The organism is Gluconacetobacter sacchari, assembly GCF_014174255.1.
In the GTDB taxonomy this organism is placed as follows: domain Bacteria; phylum Pseudomonadota; class Alphaproteobacteria; order Acetobacterales; family Acetobacteraceae; genus Gluconacetobacter; species Gluconacetobacter sacchari.
This window is the reverse complement of sequence record NZ_JABEQJ010000001.1, coordinates 259908-275865: the sequence shown is the minus strand read 5'-3', so window position 1 is coordinate 275865 and position 15958 is coordinate 259908. Positions and strand designations below refer to the sequence as shown.

Here is a 15958-nt window from a genome sequence, read left to right as displayed (position 1 = left end):
CACTTTCCTGTGATAGTTGTTTTCCGGCCGATCAGCGTCGTTAGATTTTTAGCGGGCGCAAGGCCCGGCATCTTTTCTTTCCTCCTGACCATGAAGGGTACGTGGCATGAACCGTCACCAACTGGAACAGGAGCCGTCGGGTCCGATCCATGTGCTGTCCGTCGCGTCGGAAATGTTTCCCTTCGTCAAGACGGGCGGACTGGGCGACGTGGTCGGGTCGCTGCCGGCGGCGCTGCGCCACGAGGGCGTGCTGGTGACGACGCTGCTGCCGGGTTATCCATCGGTGCTGGACGCGCTGGAAGGTCCGGTGCGCGTGGCCGCGATGTCGCCCCTGCCGGGGGTCGAGGTTTCGCTGCTGGAGGGACATGCGGCCGGTCATCACCTGCTGGTCGTCGATTGCCCGTCCCTGTTCCGCCGCAAGGGCAATCCCTATCTGGCGCCCGACGGTGCCGACTGGCCGGATAACGGGGTGCGCTTCGCCTGCCTGTCGCGCGTCGCGGCCAGCATCGCGCAGGGTCAGGTGCCGGGCCACCGGCCGGACCTGGTGATGGCGCATGACTGGCAGGCCGGGCTGACGGCGGCCTATCTGCATTATGACGGCCGCCCGGCGGCGCCGGTCGTGCAGACCATCCACAACCTGGCCTTCCAGGGCCGCTTCCCGGCGGCCGATCTCCATCGGTTCGGCCTGCCGCCGCACGCTTTCACGATCGAGGGCGTCGAATGCTATGGCGAGATCGGGTTCCTGAAGGCCGGTCTGCTCTTTTCCGCGCGGATCATCACCGTCTCGCCGACCTACGCGCGGGAAATCCAGTCCCCGGAATGGGGCATGGGGCTGGACGGGCTGCTGCGCACCCGCTCGGACCGGCTGGCGGGAATCCTCAACGGCATCGACACCGACGACTGGAATCCCGCGACCGACCCGGCGGTGCTGTTTCCCTACCGGGTCGGCGACATCGTGGCGCGCCGGCCCAACAAGCGCGCCTTCCAGGCCGAATTCGGCCTGCGCCAGGACCCGAACGTCTTTCTGCTGGGGCTGGTCAGCCGCCTGACCGGGCAGAAGGGGGTGGATATCCTGGCCGATATCGTGCCCCGGATCCTCGACGACCGGACGCAGCTCGTCGTCATCGGCAGCGGCGAGGTGGCGATGGAGCGGGAACTCGCCCGCCTGGCGCGCCGCTATCCCGACCGTCTGGCCTGCCATATCGGCTATAGCGAGCAACTGGGCCATCGCGTCCAGGCCTCGGCGGACAGCCTGCTGCTGCCGTCGCGGTTCGAACCCTGCGGCCTGACCCAGCTCTGCGCGGTGCGCTATGGCTGCGTGCCCATCGCATCGCGGGTCGGCGGCCTGGCCGACACCATCATCGACGCCAACGCGGCGGCGATGGCCAGCGACGTCGCGACCGGCTTCCTGTTCTCGCCGGTCGACGGTGAAACGCTGGCCGGCGCGATCCGCCGCGCGGCCGCCCTGTTCCGCCAGCCGGCGCGCTGGGCGGGGCTGCAACGCAACGGCGCGCGCTACGATGTCTCCTGGGGGCACAAGGCGCAGGACTATGCCCGGCTTTTCCGCCGCGTCCTCGGCCACGCCGATGCCGGCGCACCGGTGGCCGACCTGCCGTCGGCGCGGCGTCGTCCGCCGGCCGCCGCTTCGGGCGGCTCCGCGCACGCCACGCGCGGGGCGCGGGCCGCCTGCCACACCGCCCGGCGCGGGCGGGTCCGCGCCAATGACTACATGTCCGGCCGGTCGGGCTGACGGCGGCCCGCCAATCCGTTCGGTCGCCCCTGCCTGCTCCTTGCCTGCCGGAATAACACCTCATGAACGTCGCTTCCAATGACAGCGCCTTTTTCCTTCCTCCCCAGACCGAAGACCTGCTGCGGGGCACCTGCCCCGACCCGTTCGCGATCCTGGGCCGGCAGGCCCACGGACGATCGGATATCGTGCGCGCCTTCTGCCCCGACGCGCGGGCGGTCCGGCTGGTGGTCCAGCGCCCGCGTTCCGCGCCCGTCGAGCGCGCCATGCGCCGGCTGGACGAACGCGGCCTGTATGTCGGCACCGTGCCCGCCGGCGCGCGCTACCACCTGAAGATCGGCTGGGCCGACGGGTGGGAGGAAACCGAGGACCCATATTCCTTCGGCCTGCTGCTGGGCGATCTGGACCTGCATCTGTTCGCGCGCGGCGAGCATCGCGACCTGGACCGGATCATGGGCGCCCAGCCCATGGTGGTGGACGGCGTGGCCGGGGTGCGTTTCGCGGTCTGGGCGCCCAACGCCTACCGGGTCTCGATCATCGGCGATTTCAATGTCTGGGACGGGCGCCGCCATCCGATGCGCCTGCGCCACGCGGCCGGAATCTGGGAGCTGTTCATTCCGCGCATCGGGCCGGGCGAGCGCTACAAATACGAGATCATCGACGCCGGGCACCGGCTGCTGCCGCCCAAGGCCGACCCGTTCGCCCTGGCGGCGGAACAGCCGCCGGCCAACGCCTCGGTGGTGGCCGACACCGCCCCCTTCCCCTGGACGGACGAGGAATGGATGCACGGCCGCGCCGGGCGGCAGAGCTACACCGCCCCGCTGTCGATCTACGAGGTGCATCTGGCGTCCTGGCGCCGGCCGGAAGGCGATCCGCACGGCATCCTGCGTTGGGACGAGCTGGAACGGACGCTGATCCCATACGTTGTCGATATGGGGTTCACCCATATCGAACTGATGCCGGTCATGGAGCATCCTTTTGACGGATCATGGGGGTACCAGACACTGGGGCTCTACGCACCCTCCGCCCGTTTCGGGACACCCGCGCAGTTCGCCGCGTTCGTCGATGCCTGCCATCGGGCGGGGCTGGGCGTGATCCTGGACTGGGTACCGGCGCATTTCCCCGCCGACGCGCACGGCCTGGCGCATTTCGACGGGTCATGCCTGTACGAGCACGCGGACCGGCGCGAGGGCTATCATCCCGACTGGCACACGCTGATCTACAATTTCGGCCGCAACGAGGTCCGGGGCTTCCTGATCGGCAGCGCGCTGACCTGGCTGCGGCGCTACCATGTCGACGGGCTGCGGGTCGATGCCGTGGCCTCGATGCTCTATCGCGACTACAGCCGGCGCGAGGGCGAATGGGTGCCGAACGTCCATGGCGGGCGCGAGAACCTGGAAGCCGTGGCCTTCGTGCGCGACCTCAACGCGACCATCGCCGAACTCTGCCCGCACACGCTGATGATCGCCGAGGAATCGACGGCATGGCCGGGCGTGAGCTGGCCGGTGGCCGACGGGGGCCTGGGCTTTTCCTATAAATGGAACATGGGGTGGATGCACGACACCCTGTCCTATGTCGGGCGCGATCCGATCTGGCGCCGCTACCATCATTCCGAAATCATGTTCGGCATGCATTATGCGTTTTCGGAACGCTTCATCCTGCCGCTGTCGCATGACGAAGTCGTGCATGGCAAGGGCTCGCTGCTGGAGCGCATGCCCGGCGACGACTGGCGCAAACATGCCGGGCTGCGCGCCTATTTCGCCTTCATGTGGGCCCATCCGGGCAAGAAGCTGCTGTTCATGGGGGGCGAACTGGCCCAGCCGCACGAATGGCGCGCGGATGGCGAGGTGGCGTGGTACCGCCTGGCCCAGCCGCAGGGGCGCGGCATGCAGGCGCTGGTCCGCGACCTCAACCGCCTGCATCGCGCCATCCCCGCCCTGCATCGCGCCGACTGCACGCCCGACGGGTTCGACTGGCTGATCGGCGACGATGTCGACAACGCGGTCTTCGCCTGGCTGCGCCGGGCGCCCGACGCGGCCCCCGTCCTGGTGGTGTGCAACATGACGCCGGTACCGCACCCGGCCTATCGCGTGGGCCTGCCCTGCGGCGGATACTGGCGCGAACTGCTCAATTCCGACGGGGGGGAATATGCGGGATCCGGCATGGGAAATGGCGGCGGCGTCCTGGCCGAGCCCGAGCCCGCCCATGGTTTCGGCCAGTCGGGCGTCCTGGTCCTGCCGCCGCTCGCGGTGCTGTACCTGTCCCCGGAAGGCGCGTATGGAACCTAGCGCGTGATGCGTTTTCCCACCCGCCTGATGCGCGGCGCCTCGGCGCCCCTGGGGGCGACCTGGGACGGGCAGGGCGTCAATTTCGCCGTGTTTTCGGCCAACGCGCAGCGGATCGATCTCTGCGTGTTCGACCCGTCGGGCCGGCGCGAGGTCGCGCGGTTCGAACTGCCCGAACGCACGGACGAGGTCTGGCACGGCTACCTGCCCGACGCCCGGCCGGGGCTGCTGTACGGCTATCGCGCCTACGGCCCCTACGAGCCGTTGCGCGGCCACCGCTTCAACCCGCACAAGCTGCTGATCGATCCCTACGCCCGCGCGCTGCACGGCACGCTCAGCTGGTCGGACTCGCTGTTCGGCTACCGCGTCAACTCGCCGCGCGCCGACCTGTCGATCGACCGCCGCGACAGCGCGCCGGCGATGCCGAAAAGCGTGGTCGCCAACGACGCGTTCAACTGGGGCGACGACCGGCTGCCCCGCGTGCCGTGGGAACGCACGGTGATCATGGAGGCCCATCTGCGCGGCCTGTCGATGCGGCGCGGCGACCTGCTTTCGGTCGAGCGCGGCACCTTCCAGGCCCTGTCCGACCCACGCCTGATCGACCACCTGCTGCGCCTGGGCATCACGACGCTGGAACTGATGCCGGTCCACGCCTTCGTGCGGGACCGGTTCCTGCTGGAACGGGGGCTGACGAATTACTGGGGCTACAACACGCTGGCCTTCTTCGCGCCGCACGCCGGCTATCTGGCCGAAGGCTCGCCGCACGAAATCCGCACCGCCGTGCGCCGCCTGCACGCGGCCGGGATCGAGGTGATCCTGGACGTGGTCTACAACCACACGTGCGAGGGCAGCGAACTCGGCCCCACCCTGTGCTATCGCGGGCTGGACAACGCCGTCTACTACCGGCTGGTGCCGGAGGACGAGCGCCACCTGATCAACGACACCGGCTGCGGCAACACGCTCAACCTGTCCCACCCGCGCGTGTTGCAGATGGTCATGGATTCCCTGCGCCACTGGGCGCTCGATTACCATATCGACGGATTCCGCTTCGATCTCTGTTCCACCCTGGGGCGCGAAAGCTACGGTTTCGACCCGTTCTGCGGCTTCTTCGACGTGCTGCGCCAGGACCCGGTACTGTCCACGCGCAAGCTGATCGCCGAACCATGGGACCCGGGGCCCGGCGGCTACCAACTCGGCAACCACCCGCCGGGCTTCGCCGAATGGAACGACCGCTACCGCGACACGGTGCGGCGCTTCTGGCGCGGCGACGCGCTGATGCGCGGCGACCTGGCGGCCCGGCTCAGCGGTTCGGCCGACGTGTTCGACCGGCGCGGGCGGCATCCTTGGGCGTCGATCAATTTCATCACCTCGCATGACGGTTTCACGCTGACGGACGTGGTCAGCTACGACCGCAAGCATAACGACGCGAACGGCGAGGACGGGCAGGACGGCCATTCCGAGAATTTCAGCACCGGCTGGGGCGCCGAGGGCCCGACCGACGATCCGGCGATCCGCGCGGTGCGCGACCGGGTGCGGCGCGCCATGCTGGCGACCCTGTTCCTGTCGCAGGGCACGCCGATGCTGCTGGCGGGCGACGAATTCGGCCAGACCCAGGGCGGCAACAACAACGCCTATTGCCAGGACAACCCCACCACATGGCTGGACTGGCCGCTGGCCGCGACACATGCCGGGCACGCGCTGACCGCCTATGTCGCCCGGCTGGCGGCCCTGCGCGCCGCCCACCCGTCGGTGCGCGGTCGCAACTATCTGTACGGCAAGCGCGAAACCCGGCCGGGCCTTCTCGACATCGCGTGGTACGGTCCCGAGGGCCATCCCATGACGCCCGACGCCTGGAACGACGACCACGGCAGAATATTGGGGCTTCTGCGCTCCTGCGCCGATGACGGCGGCGGCGCCGATACCACCTATCTGCTCATGAACGCGGGCGACGCCGACGCGGACTGTATCCTGCCGCCGGTTCCGGGCAAATGGACGTTGCTGCTCGACAGCACCGATCCGGGCCGGACCGCCACCCTGTCTGACAGGCTGGCACACTGGACGGTCGGCGCGCACGGCGTCGTGCTGCTCGGTTTCACTCCGGACGCGCGACATGCGAAGGAAACGGTCGATGCGTAAGACCCATGCTTTCACCGGCAGTTTCGGCGCGACCCTGCTCGCGCCGCAGGAAACCCGCTTTCGCCTCTGGGCCCCGTCCAGCCGCGCGGCCTCGGTCGAGATCGAGGGGCTGGCCCCCGTGCCGATGGACCGCCAGCCCGACGGCTGGTTCCAGGCGGTGGCCCCCTGCGGCGCCGGGGCGCTCTATCGCTACCGCGTCGCCCCGGACCTCGCGGTGCCCGACCCGGCCTCGCGCGCCCAGCCGCGCGACGTGTCGGGGCCAAGCCAGGTGATCGATCCCCGCGCCTATGACTGGCAGGTCGCGGACTGGCGGGGCCTGCCGTGGGAACAGGCGGTGATCTACGAAATCCATGTCGGCGCGGCCGGCGGGTTTCGCGGCGTGCGCGAGCGGCTGGCGGGCCTGGCGGCATTGGGGATCACGGCGGTCGAGCTGATGCCGCTGTCGGAATTCCCCGGCGGGCGCAACTGGGGCTATGACGGCGTGCTGCCCTACGCGCCGGAATCGTCCTACGGCACGCCGGAGGAGCTGAAGGCGCTGGTCGATCACGCCCACGCGCTGGGCATGATGATCTTTCTCGATGTCGTCTATAATCATTTCGGGCCGGAGGGCAATTTCCTCGGCGCCTACGCCGCCCCGTTCTTCCATGCCGGCCGGCCGACCCCGTGGGGCGACGCCATCGATTTCCGCCAGCCCGCCGTGCAGGCCTATTTCATGGAAAATGCCTTGTACTGGCTCATGGAGTATCGTTTCGACGGGCTGCGGCTCGACGCGGTGCAGGCGATCGGCGAGCGCGACTGGCTGGTCGACCTGGCGGCGCATGTCCGCGCGCGGGTCGAATCCGGCCGCCACGTGCATCTGATCCTGGAGAACGAGAACAACGATTCCGGCCTGCTGCGCGCGGGGTTCGACGCGCAATGGAACGATGACGGGCATAATGCCCTGCATGTGCTGCTGACGGGCGAGAGCGAAGGCTATTACGCCAATTTCGCCGCCGATCCCGCCGGCCGCCTGGCGCGCGTCCTGGCCGAGGGCTTCGCCTTCCAGGGCGAGATGTTTCCCACCCTGGGCCGCCCGCGGGGCATGGAAACGGCCGGCCTGCGGGCCAGCGCCTTCATCCTGTTCCTGCAAAATCACGACCAGATCGGCAATCGGGCGCTGGGCGAGCGGCTGACGGTGCTGGCGCCGCCGCAGGCCCTGCGCGCGGCCTACGGGCTGCTGCTGCTGTCGCCGCAGATCCCGATGCTGTTCATGGGCGAGGAATGGGGCTCGCGCCAGCCGTTCCTGTATTTCACCAGCCACCCGCCCGCGCTGGGGCAGATCGTGCGCGACGGCCGCCGGCGCGAATTCGCCGCCTTCGCGCATTTCCGCGACCCGGTCCGGCGCCAGACGATCCCCGACCCCAACCAGCCCGAGACCTTCACCGCCTCGATTCCCCCGGCGCACGAGGCGGAGCAGGCGGAAGGGCGCGCGTGGCATGGCTTTTTCGCCACCCTGCTGCGGCTGCGCCATGCCCGCATCACGCCGCGCCTGCGCGGCGCGCGCGGGCTGGGCGCGCGGGTGGTGGGGCGGGGCGCGGTGGCCGCGCGCTGGCGGATGGGCGACGGGGCAATCCTGTCGATCGGCCTCAATCTGGGGTCCGGCCCGGTCGACCTGCCGGACTGGGTGGCCGGCCCGGTCCTGTTCCAGGACCCGCCCTCGGCCGACATGGCGCGCCGCCTGCCTCCCCACGCCGTGACCGTCCACCTGGCCGAGGCCGGCGACGGAGCCGCCCATGGATGACCGCACCTTGCGCGCGCGGGCAAGCCAGGCGGGCCTGGCCACCGCGTGGCGCGATGCGCGCGGGGTGTCGCACCGTGTCGGGGTCGATACGCTGCGCGGCCTGCTGCGGGTGCTGGAAAATGGGCCGTCCCTGGCGGAGGACGCGCTGCCGCCGATGGTGGTGGGCCAGGCGGGCGTCGCCACCGTGCTGCCGCTGCCGGCCCGGTCCGACCGGGTGGCGTTCCGGCTGGAATGCGAGGATGGCAGCATGCTCTCCGGCCATGCCGGCCGGTCGCGCGACGGCCGCGTGCGGCTGCCCGCGATCGCGCGGGTGGGCTATCACCGGCTGGAGATCGCGGACCGGTCGACGGTGCTGGCCAACGCGCCGGCCCGCTGCCGCACGGTGGCCGAGGCGACGGACGGCGCGCGCGGCTGGGGGCTCGCGGTGCAGATCCACGGCCTGCGCGCCCGGCATGATGGCGGGATCGGGCATTTCGGGGCGCTGGCCGAGCTCGCGCGCCAGGCGGCGGCAGCCGGTGCCGACGCGCTGGCGATCAGTCCGGTCCATGCCATGTTCAGCGCCCGGCCCACGCAGTTCAGCCCCTATTCGCCCTCCAGCCGGCTGTTCCTGAACGTGCTGCTGGCCGACATGCGCAGTTGGTTCTCCACCCATGATATCGGGGCGGTGATCCGCCGGCTGCGCATCCCGCCGCAGGCCACGCGCGCGCTGGAGGACGCGGCGCTGATCGACTGGCCGCAGGCGGCCGCGCTGCGCCTGCGCCTGCTGCGCGGCCTGTATGACGACCATATCCGCCTCACGCCGCCGGCGGAGATGACGGCGTTCCTGGCCGCGCATGGCCGCGCGCTGCATCATCACGGGGTGTTCGAGGCGTTGCAGGCGCACCAGCTCGGCCGCGGCCCGCGTGGCGGCAACTGGCGGGCCTGGCCCGCCGCCCTGCGCAATCCCGCCAGCCCCGAGGTCGCGCGCTTCGCCGAGGAACGCCATCACGAGGTCGGCTTCCACCTGTTCCTGCAATGGCTGGCGGCGCGCGGCCTCGACGGCGCGGCCCAGGCGGCGCGGGACGCGGGCATGCGGATCGGCCTGATCGCGGACCTGGCGGTGGGGACCGATCCGTCAGGCAGCCAGTGCTGGGCGAACCAGGACGATTTCCTGATCGGCGGGTCGGTCGGCGCGCCGCCCGACCCGCTGGGGCCGCTGGGGCAGAACTGGGGGCTGACGACCTTCTCTCCCGGCGCGCTGCGCGCCCATGGCTACCGCGCCTTCATCGACACGCTGCGCGCGGCGCTGACGCGGCAGGGCGGCGTCCGCATCGACCATGTGATGGGGCTGGAACGGCTGTGGGTGATCCCCGAGGGCGCGTCGGCGGCCGACGGCGCCTACCTGTCCTTTCCGGGGCGGGACCTGATGCGGCTGGTGGCGCTGGAATCGCACCGCCATCAGGCGGTGGTGATCGGCGAGGATCTGGGCACCGTGCCGGCGGGCTTTCGCGCCCGCGCGGCCCGGCGGTCGATCATGGGCATGAACGTGCTGTGGTTTCAGCGCGATGCAAAGGGTGCTTTCCTGTCACCCGACAAATGGGGCACGGGCGACGTCGGCATGACCACCACGCATGATCTTCCTACAGTGGCCGGCTGGTGGCAGGCCACCGATATCGGCTGGCGCAAGGCCCTGCGCCAGTTGCCGCGCGGCACCCGCGTCGAGGACGCCCTCGCCGCCCGCGCGCTCGATCGCGCGTCCCTGTGGGCCGCGCTGCGCCCGGAGGAGGCGCCCGAGCCGCCGCCGGTCACGCCCGCCGGCGCGGCGCGGGTGGTCGATGCGGCGGCCAGCTTCGTCGGCGCCGCCGCGTCGCCGCTGGCGATCCTGCCGCTGGAGGATGCGCTGGGCCTGCCCGAGCAGCCCAACCTGCCCGGCACCACCTCCGGCCACCCCAACTGGCAGCAACGCTACCCGGCCGGCCCGCCCCTGCTGGCCCGGCCCGACGCCGCCCGCCGGCTGGACCTCCTGCGCACCGCCCGGAAGCCGGCATGACCGCGGTACGCGCGACCGTCCGGCTGCAATTCCATGCCGGTTTCACGCTGGACGATGCCATTCCCCTGGTCGAATATTTCGCCGGGCTGGGGATCAGCCATCTCTACGCCTCGCCGCTGCTGACCGCCCGGCCGGGCTCGACCCACGGCTACGACACGCTGGATTACAACCACGTCAACCCCGAACTGGGCGGCCGCGAGGCCCTGGTCCGGCTGGTGGCGCGGCTGCGCGCGCACGGCATGGGGCTGATCGTCGACATCGTGCCCAACCACATGGCGGTGGGCGGCAGCGGCAATGCGTGGTGGGAAGACGTTCTGGCCTGGGGGCGTGCCAGCCGGTATGCCGCGATGTTCGACATCGACTGGGCCCCCGCCGACGACAGCCTGCGCGGCCGCGTGCTGCTGCCCTTCCTGGCCAACCCCTACGGCGACTGCCTGGAAAAGGGGGAGCTGGAACTGCGATACGACGCGACGGACGGATCGTTCGCCTGCTGGCATTACGAGCATCGCTTCCCGATCTGTCCCGACCATTATGCCGACCTGCTGGCGGGCGAGTCCGTCGCGCGCGCGCTGGCGCGGATGGCACCGGACCATCCCGAGGGGCGGGCCAGCCTGCATGCCTTGCTGGAGCGCCAGCATTATCGGCTGGCCTGGTGGCGCACGGCATCCGACCTGGTCAACTGGCGGCGCTTCTTCGACATCACCGGCCTGGCGGGACTGCGGATCGAGGATCCCCACGTGTTCGACGCCGTGCATCGCACGGTCATCGATCTCTATGCCGATGGCCTGATCGACGGCGTGCGCATCGACCATATCGACGGGCTGACCGCGCCCCGCGCCTATACCACCCGGCTGCACCGCGCATTGTGTCACGCCGCCGCCCGGCGGCCACCCGACGTCCCACCGGGTGCCCACCTCTATGTCGAGAAGATTCTGGCGGCGGAGGAAACCCTGCCCGCCGACTGGCCGGTCGACGGCACCACCGGCTACGATTTTCTGGAACAGGCGAATCTGGTGCTGCACGACCAGCGCGGCGCGGACGTTCTGGACGATCTCTGGGTGTGGGGGGCAGGGGGCGCCACCAGCTTTCGCGAGCAGGAACAGGCGGCGCGCCAGGACGTGCTGGACGGCACGCTGGCCGCCGACCTGGCCCGGCTGGTCCACGCCCTGGCCCACCTGGCGCGGCGCGACCCATCCGCGCGCGATTTCACGCCCGCCGCGCTGGAGCGTGTCCTGCGCCGCATCCTGATCCAGTTTCCCGTCTACCGGATCTATGAGGACGATACGGTGCTGCGGACGGTCTGCCAGGCCGTGCGGGGCGGGCTGACACCGGCGCAGCAGCCGGTGCTGGACTGGCTGGAGCGGCAACTGGGGTCCGATGCCCCGCCCGGGGCCGCCGGCGCGATCGCCTGTTTCGCGCATCTGACGGCGCCCCTGGCCGCCAAGGCGGTGGAGGATACGGGCTTCTATCGCTACGGCCGGCTGCTGTCGCGCAACGATGTCGGCACGCATCCCGGCCAGTTCGGCGGCACGGTGGCCGCCTTTCACGCCGCCAACAGCGTGCGGCGGCGCGACTGGCCCCGCGCCATGCTCGCCACCGCCACCCACGATCACAAACGCGGCGAGGATGCGCGCGCCCGCCTGGCCGTATTGTCGGAACTGGCTCAGAAATGGGCGCGCTCCGTCGCGCGCTGGAGCGAGGCCAACGCGCCGCTGCGTCGGCGCATCGCCACGCGGTCGGGCCCATGCCTCGCTCCCGACCGCGCCGACGAACTGATTCTCTACCAGACCCTGCTGGGCGCGTGGCCGGCGGGGGAGGGCCCACTTGAGCACAGGATCACGCCGGACTTCCGCGACCGCGTGGCGGCGTGGCAGGTCAAGGCGCTACGCGAGGCCAAGCGGCAGACAAGCTGGATCGACCCGGAACCAGCCTATGAGGAGGCCTGTGCCGCCTTTCTCGACGGTCTGCTGTCCCTGCACGCCGAAAACCGATTTCCGCGGATGCTGGACGCGTTCGTCAGTCAGGTCGCCCCGGCGGGCGCGCTGAACGGGCTGGCGCAGACGCTGCTGCGCGTGACCAGCCCCGGCGTGCCCGACCTGTATCAGGGCTGCGAATTCTGGGATTTCAGCCTGGTCGATCCCGACAATCGCCGGCCGGTCGATTACGCCTCCCGCGTCGCGGCGCACGATGCGGGGGCGGACGTCGGGTCGCTGCTGCCGCACTGGCGCGACGGACGGGTGAAACAGGCGCTGATCGCGGCGGTATTGCGCTTCCGCGCGGCTCAGCCCGACCTGTTCGCCGAAGGAACCTATCAGCCCATCCGCGTGACGGGCACACGGCGGCAGCATCTGGTGGCCTTTGCCCGCATCATGGCGGGGACGACGATGCTGGTGGTCGCGCCGCGCCTCTCCGCCGCCCTGATGCCGGACCCGGCCGACCTGTCCTGCCCGTCCCTGCTCTGGCGCGGCACGGCGCTGGATTGGGACGAAGCCCCGGCCCTGGCGTGGCGTTCGCTGCTTTACCCCGGCCGCGTGCTCGACCGCGTGGCGGTGCTGGACCTGGCAATGCTGGCCGGCGGCGCGCCGCTGGACGTTCTGGTGTCGACCTCGTAGCCCGTGGTTCCTGCCCTTTCAAAATAACTTCACTGTTTTTTTTGCCGGCTTTCTGCCGAGTGTCGCCACGTCACGGGGCCTTTTGGCCATGGAGGGATGCAGTGTCGGACACAACAGCACCGCGCAGTCACTTTCTGCGCCCGAGAATGGGCGGCGGGGAAGCTCCCGCATTCAAGATCTTCTTTCTAGCCGTGCTGGCGTGCGCGCTGGGCTTCGTCGGCTACAGCGTCCTGGCCGACTTGCAGGCGGCGGGCGAGAATGGGCTGGCCATCGGGGCCTTCGTCCTGCTGGCGCTGGCGCTGCTGATCGCGCTGGGCTTCGAATTCGTCAATGGCTTCCACGACACCGCCAACGCGGTCGCGACCGTGATCTACACCAACAGCCTTCCGCCCATGGTGGCCGTCGTGTGGTCGGGCGTGTGGAACCTTCTCGGCGTGCTGGTCTCGTCTGGGGCCGTCGCCTACAGCATGGTCACGCTGCTGCCGGTCGAACTCATCCTTCAGGTGGGCAGCGGCGCGGGATACGCGATGATCTTCGCCCTGCTGATCGCCGCCATCGTGTGGAACCTCGCGACATGGGCGATGGGTGTGCCCAACAGTTCCTCGCACGCCCTGATCGGCTCGATCATGGGTGTCGGCATCGCCAATCAGCTGATGGCGCCCGCCGGTGCGGCGACTTATGGCGTCGACTGGTCGCAGGTGTCGAAGGTCTTCAGCGCGCTGCTGTTCAGTCCGCTCTGCGGCTTCGTGCTGTCGTTGGCGCTGTTCTGGCTGTTCCGCGTGCTGGTGCGCAACCGGGCGCTGTTCGAAGCGCCGCAAGGCCATGAGCCGCCGCCACTCTGGATTCGCGGCCTGCTGATCGGCACCTGCACCGGCGTTTCCTATTTCCACGGCGGCAATGACGGGCAGAAGGGCATGGGCCTGATCATGCTCATCCTCATCGGTGCCGCACCCACCGCCTATGCGCTGAACCGCGCCATGCCGGAATCCGCCATGCCGGCCTTTGTACAGTCGGCAGGCGAGGCCACGGCCATTTTCCGCCATCACATGGCGGATACCGGCGCCGATGACGTCACGGCGGCCCGTGCGCGTGTCATGGCGGCGTTGCGTGACCGTGCGGTGGCCGATGGCCAGGTCTATGGCGCGCTGGCCGTGCTGTCGGACGATATTGCGAACTCGGTCAAGGGGTATCGCAGCCTGAACGCCATCCCCGCCGCCCAGGTGCCGAACGTTCGTACCGACATGTATCTGGTGTCGGACGCGATCCGAATCCTGGGCAAGACCACCGCCTTCGAGGGCACCGAGGCCGCAGGCCTCAAGCGCTTCATGGGGCAGCTCAATGCAGGCACGCGTTTCATTCCCAGTTGGGTCAAGGTGGCTGTCGCGGTGGCACTGGGCCTGGGCACGATGGTCGGCTGGAAGCGTATCGTCGTCACCGTCGGCGAGAAGATCGGCAAGACCCATCTGAACTACGCCCAGGGCGCCTCGGCGGAACTGGTCGCCATGGGGACGATCGGCCTGGCCGAAGGGTACGGGATGCCGGTCTCGACCACCCACATCCTGTCCAGCGGTGTTGCGGGCACCATGGCGGGGGCGGGGTCGGGCCTGCAATGGCGGACACTGCGCACCATGGCGATGGCCTGGGTGATCACCCTGCCGGCCGCGATGCTGATCAGCGGCGTGCTGTTCTTTATTCTGAGGCATGTCTTCTGATCCGAGGCCATGATGGCCGGATCCCCCCTCCGGCTCTGCGCCGTGTGGTGGGTCTTCTGGCCGTCAGTCATCTGTCCCCTGACGGCCGGTGGCGGCGTTCGGGCCGCCACCACGCCGCAGGTGACCGATGTCCTGCCTTCGGGTGTTCCGCTGCCTCCACCCACACCAGTGGAGGTGACGCCTTTCGATGACCCCAACACCGAGCTTCTGGGCCAGGCCTGGGGGGCACGGTCCTGGCTGGCGCGCCACGGCATCCGGATCAACATGCAGGATGTTGAGGAATTATGGGGCCTGGCCTCGGGCGGCCTGCGTCCCGGCCCCACCTATGACGGCATGACCGCCGTGACTTTGATGTTCGACACCGAGCGTGGCGTCGGCTGGCATGGCGGTTTGTTGAATATCAGCGCGTTACAAATCCGCGGCCGATCCCTCACCGGCGAGCGGCTTGGCGCGCTGAATTCCGTCAGTGGCTATGACGCCGGGCGGTCGACCCGGTTGTTCGAACTCTGGTACGGTCAGGGCTTCTTCGCGAACCGACTGGATGTCCGCGTGGGTTCGATCGACCTCGATACCGAGTTCCTGGTCAGCCAGAATGCTTCTTTCTTTCTCAATGCTAGTTTCGGCTGGCCGCTTTCGACCTCCAGCAACCTGTATTCCGGCGGGCCGTCCTGGCCCTTTTCGGCCCTGGGGGCGCGGGTGAAATGGACGCCGGTCGATTCTCTGGTGCTGATGGGCGCCGTCACCGATGATAATCCGACGCGCGGCCCGTTCTACAGCGATATCGTGCCCACGGAGCGCGATCCGACGGGCACCGTGTTTTCGACCAGCGGTGGGACTTTGTTCGTCGGCGAGGCCCAGGTCTCGGGCGACGTCGCGCGATGGATCGCCGGCAAGGACGCGCGCAGCCTGCCGGGGACGTGGAAGGTCGGCGGTCTCTATGATACCGGTCGGTTTCCTGACCAGAGATATGACAATCACGGCGGCCTGCTGGCATCGGCCGACAGTACGGGTCAGCCGCTCTATCATCATGCCGACTGGATGATGTACGTGGTGGCCGACCAGATGATCTGGCGGGCCGCGAAGGGATCGAACAAGACGATCAACATCTTCGTGCGTGCCACCGTTAATGACGGGTCGCGCAATCGGTTTGCCTCGGAAATACAGGGCGGTGTAACCTTCGACGGGTTGGTCCATGGACGTGGCGACGATACGATCGGCATCGCCTGGGGAACCGGCTTCTACGGCAGCCGGGCGATCGGGAACGCACATGATGCGATGCGCCTGGGCACGAGTCTGGCCGGCGATCTGAAGCCCGAGCAGCATATCGAGGCGACCTATCAGGCGGCCGTGACCCCGTATCTGATCATCCAGCCCGATTTTCAGTATTTCTGGCATGTCGGCGGCACATCGTCCGATCCGGAGACCGGCCGGACGATCGGCAATGGCACCGTGCTGGGCGTGAACATGACCACCACATTCTGAGGGAGCGCTCTTGGTGAGGCGTTTCCTGGCACCGGCTGGTTTCATGAAAATTTCAAGGCGTTTGCCGGTAAGAACCCCTATTCCCGCCCATGTGGCGCATGGTGCGTGGCATGGGAGACAGCGACGATGGACGATGAGGATTTGAAGAGCCTGTCGGCGGAAGAACGGGAGCGCA

8 protein-coding genes are annotated in these 15958 nt (G+C 69.3%); all 8 read left to right on the top strand.

All coding sequences use genetic code 11. From position 1 onward, the window contains the following. Positions 1 to 106 precede the first annotated feature (106 nt). The 8 genes from glgA to HLH48_RS01225 all read left to right on the top strand — a co-directional run bounded on the left by glgA (position 107) and on the right by HLH48_RS01225 (position 15783). On the top strand, positions 107 to 1750 hold the full coding sequence (gene glgA, locus HLH48_RS01260; RefSeq protein WP_182995672.1) for a glycogen synthase GlgA: 1644 nt from the start codon (positions 107 to 109) through the stop codon (positions 1748 to 1750). 62 nt (positions 1751 to 1812) lie between these two features. Next, positions 1813 to 4035 (top strand): 1,4-alpha-glucan branching protein GlgB, encoded by a 2223-nt coding sequence (glgB, locus tag HLH48_RS01255; RefSeq protein ID WP_182995671.1) that lies wholly within the window; start codon positions 1813 to 1815, stop codon positions 4033 to 4035. Between the two features lie 3 nt (positions 4036 to 4038). Then, positions 4039 to 6168: a glycogen debranching protein GlgX gene (gene glgX / locus HLH48_RS01250; protein ID WP_182995670.1), complete on the top strand. Its 2130-nt coding sequence runs from the start codon at positions 4039 to 4041 to the stop codon at positions 6166 to 6168. Next, positions 6161 to 7948 (top strand): malto-oligosyltrehalose trehalohydrolase, encoded by a 1788-nt coding sequence (gene treZ / locus HLH48_RS01245; RefSeq protein WP_182995669.1) that lies wholly within the window; start codon positions 6161 to 6163, stop codon positions 7946 to 7948. The genes glgX and treZ overlap by 8 nt, the downstream gene beginning before the upstream one ends. Further along, complete coding sequence (malQ, locus tag HLH48_RS01240; RefSeq protein ID WP_182995668.1) at positions 7941 to 9977, top strand: 4-alpha-glucanotransferase; 2037 nt, start codon at positions 7941 to 7943, stop codon at positions 9975 to 9977. The genes treZ and malQ overlap by 8 nt, the downstream gene beginning before the upstream one ends. Next, complete coding sequence (treY, locus tag HLH48_RS01235) at positions 9974 to 12589, top strand: malto-oligosyltrehalose synthase (RefSeq protein ID WP_182995667.1); 2616 nt, start codon at positions 9974 to 9976, stop codon at positions 12587 to 12589. Before malQ ends, treY begins: the two co-directional genes overlap by 4 nt. A gap of 101 nt (positions 12590 to 12690) precedes the next feature. Further along, positions 12691 to 14301, top strand: coding sequence for an inorganic phosphate transporter (locus tag HLH48_RS01230; RefSeq protein WP_264812477.1), 1611 nt, complete (start codon positions 12691 to 12693; stop codon positions 14299 to 14301). 9 nt (positions 14302 to 14310) lie between these two features. Next, positions 14311 to 15783, top strand: a complete 1473-nt coding sequence (locus tag HLH48_RS01225) for a carbohydrate porin (protein WP_246386633.1) — start codon at positions 14311 to 14313, stop codon at positions 15781 to 15783. Positions 15784 to 15958: the final 175 nt, after the last annotated feature.

Coding starts and splice junctions, on each gene's coding strand:
- glgA (WP_182995672.1), top strand. CDS start 107: ATGAACCGTCACCAACTGGAACAGGAGCCGTCGGGTCCGATCCATGTG.
- glgB (WP_182995671.1), top strand. CDS start 1,813: ATGAACGTCGCTTCCAATGACAGCGCCTTTTTCCTTCCTCCCCAGACC.
- treZ (WP_182995669.1), top strand. CDS start 6,161: ATGCGTAAGACCCATGCTTTCACCGGCAGTTTCGGCGCGACCCTGCTC.
- malQ (WP_182995668.1), top strand. CDS start 7,941: ATGGATGACCGCACCTTGCGCGCGCGGGCAAGCCAGGCGGGCCTGGCC.
- treY (WP_182995667.1), top strand. CDS start 9,974: ATGACCGCGGTACGCGCGACCGTCCGGCTGCAATTCCATGCCGGTTTC.
- HLH48_RS01225 (WP_246386633.1), top strand. CDS start 14,311: ATGATGGCCGGATCCCCCCTCCGGCTCTGCGCCGTGTGGTGGGTCTTC.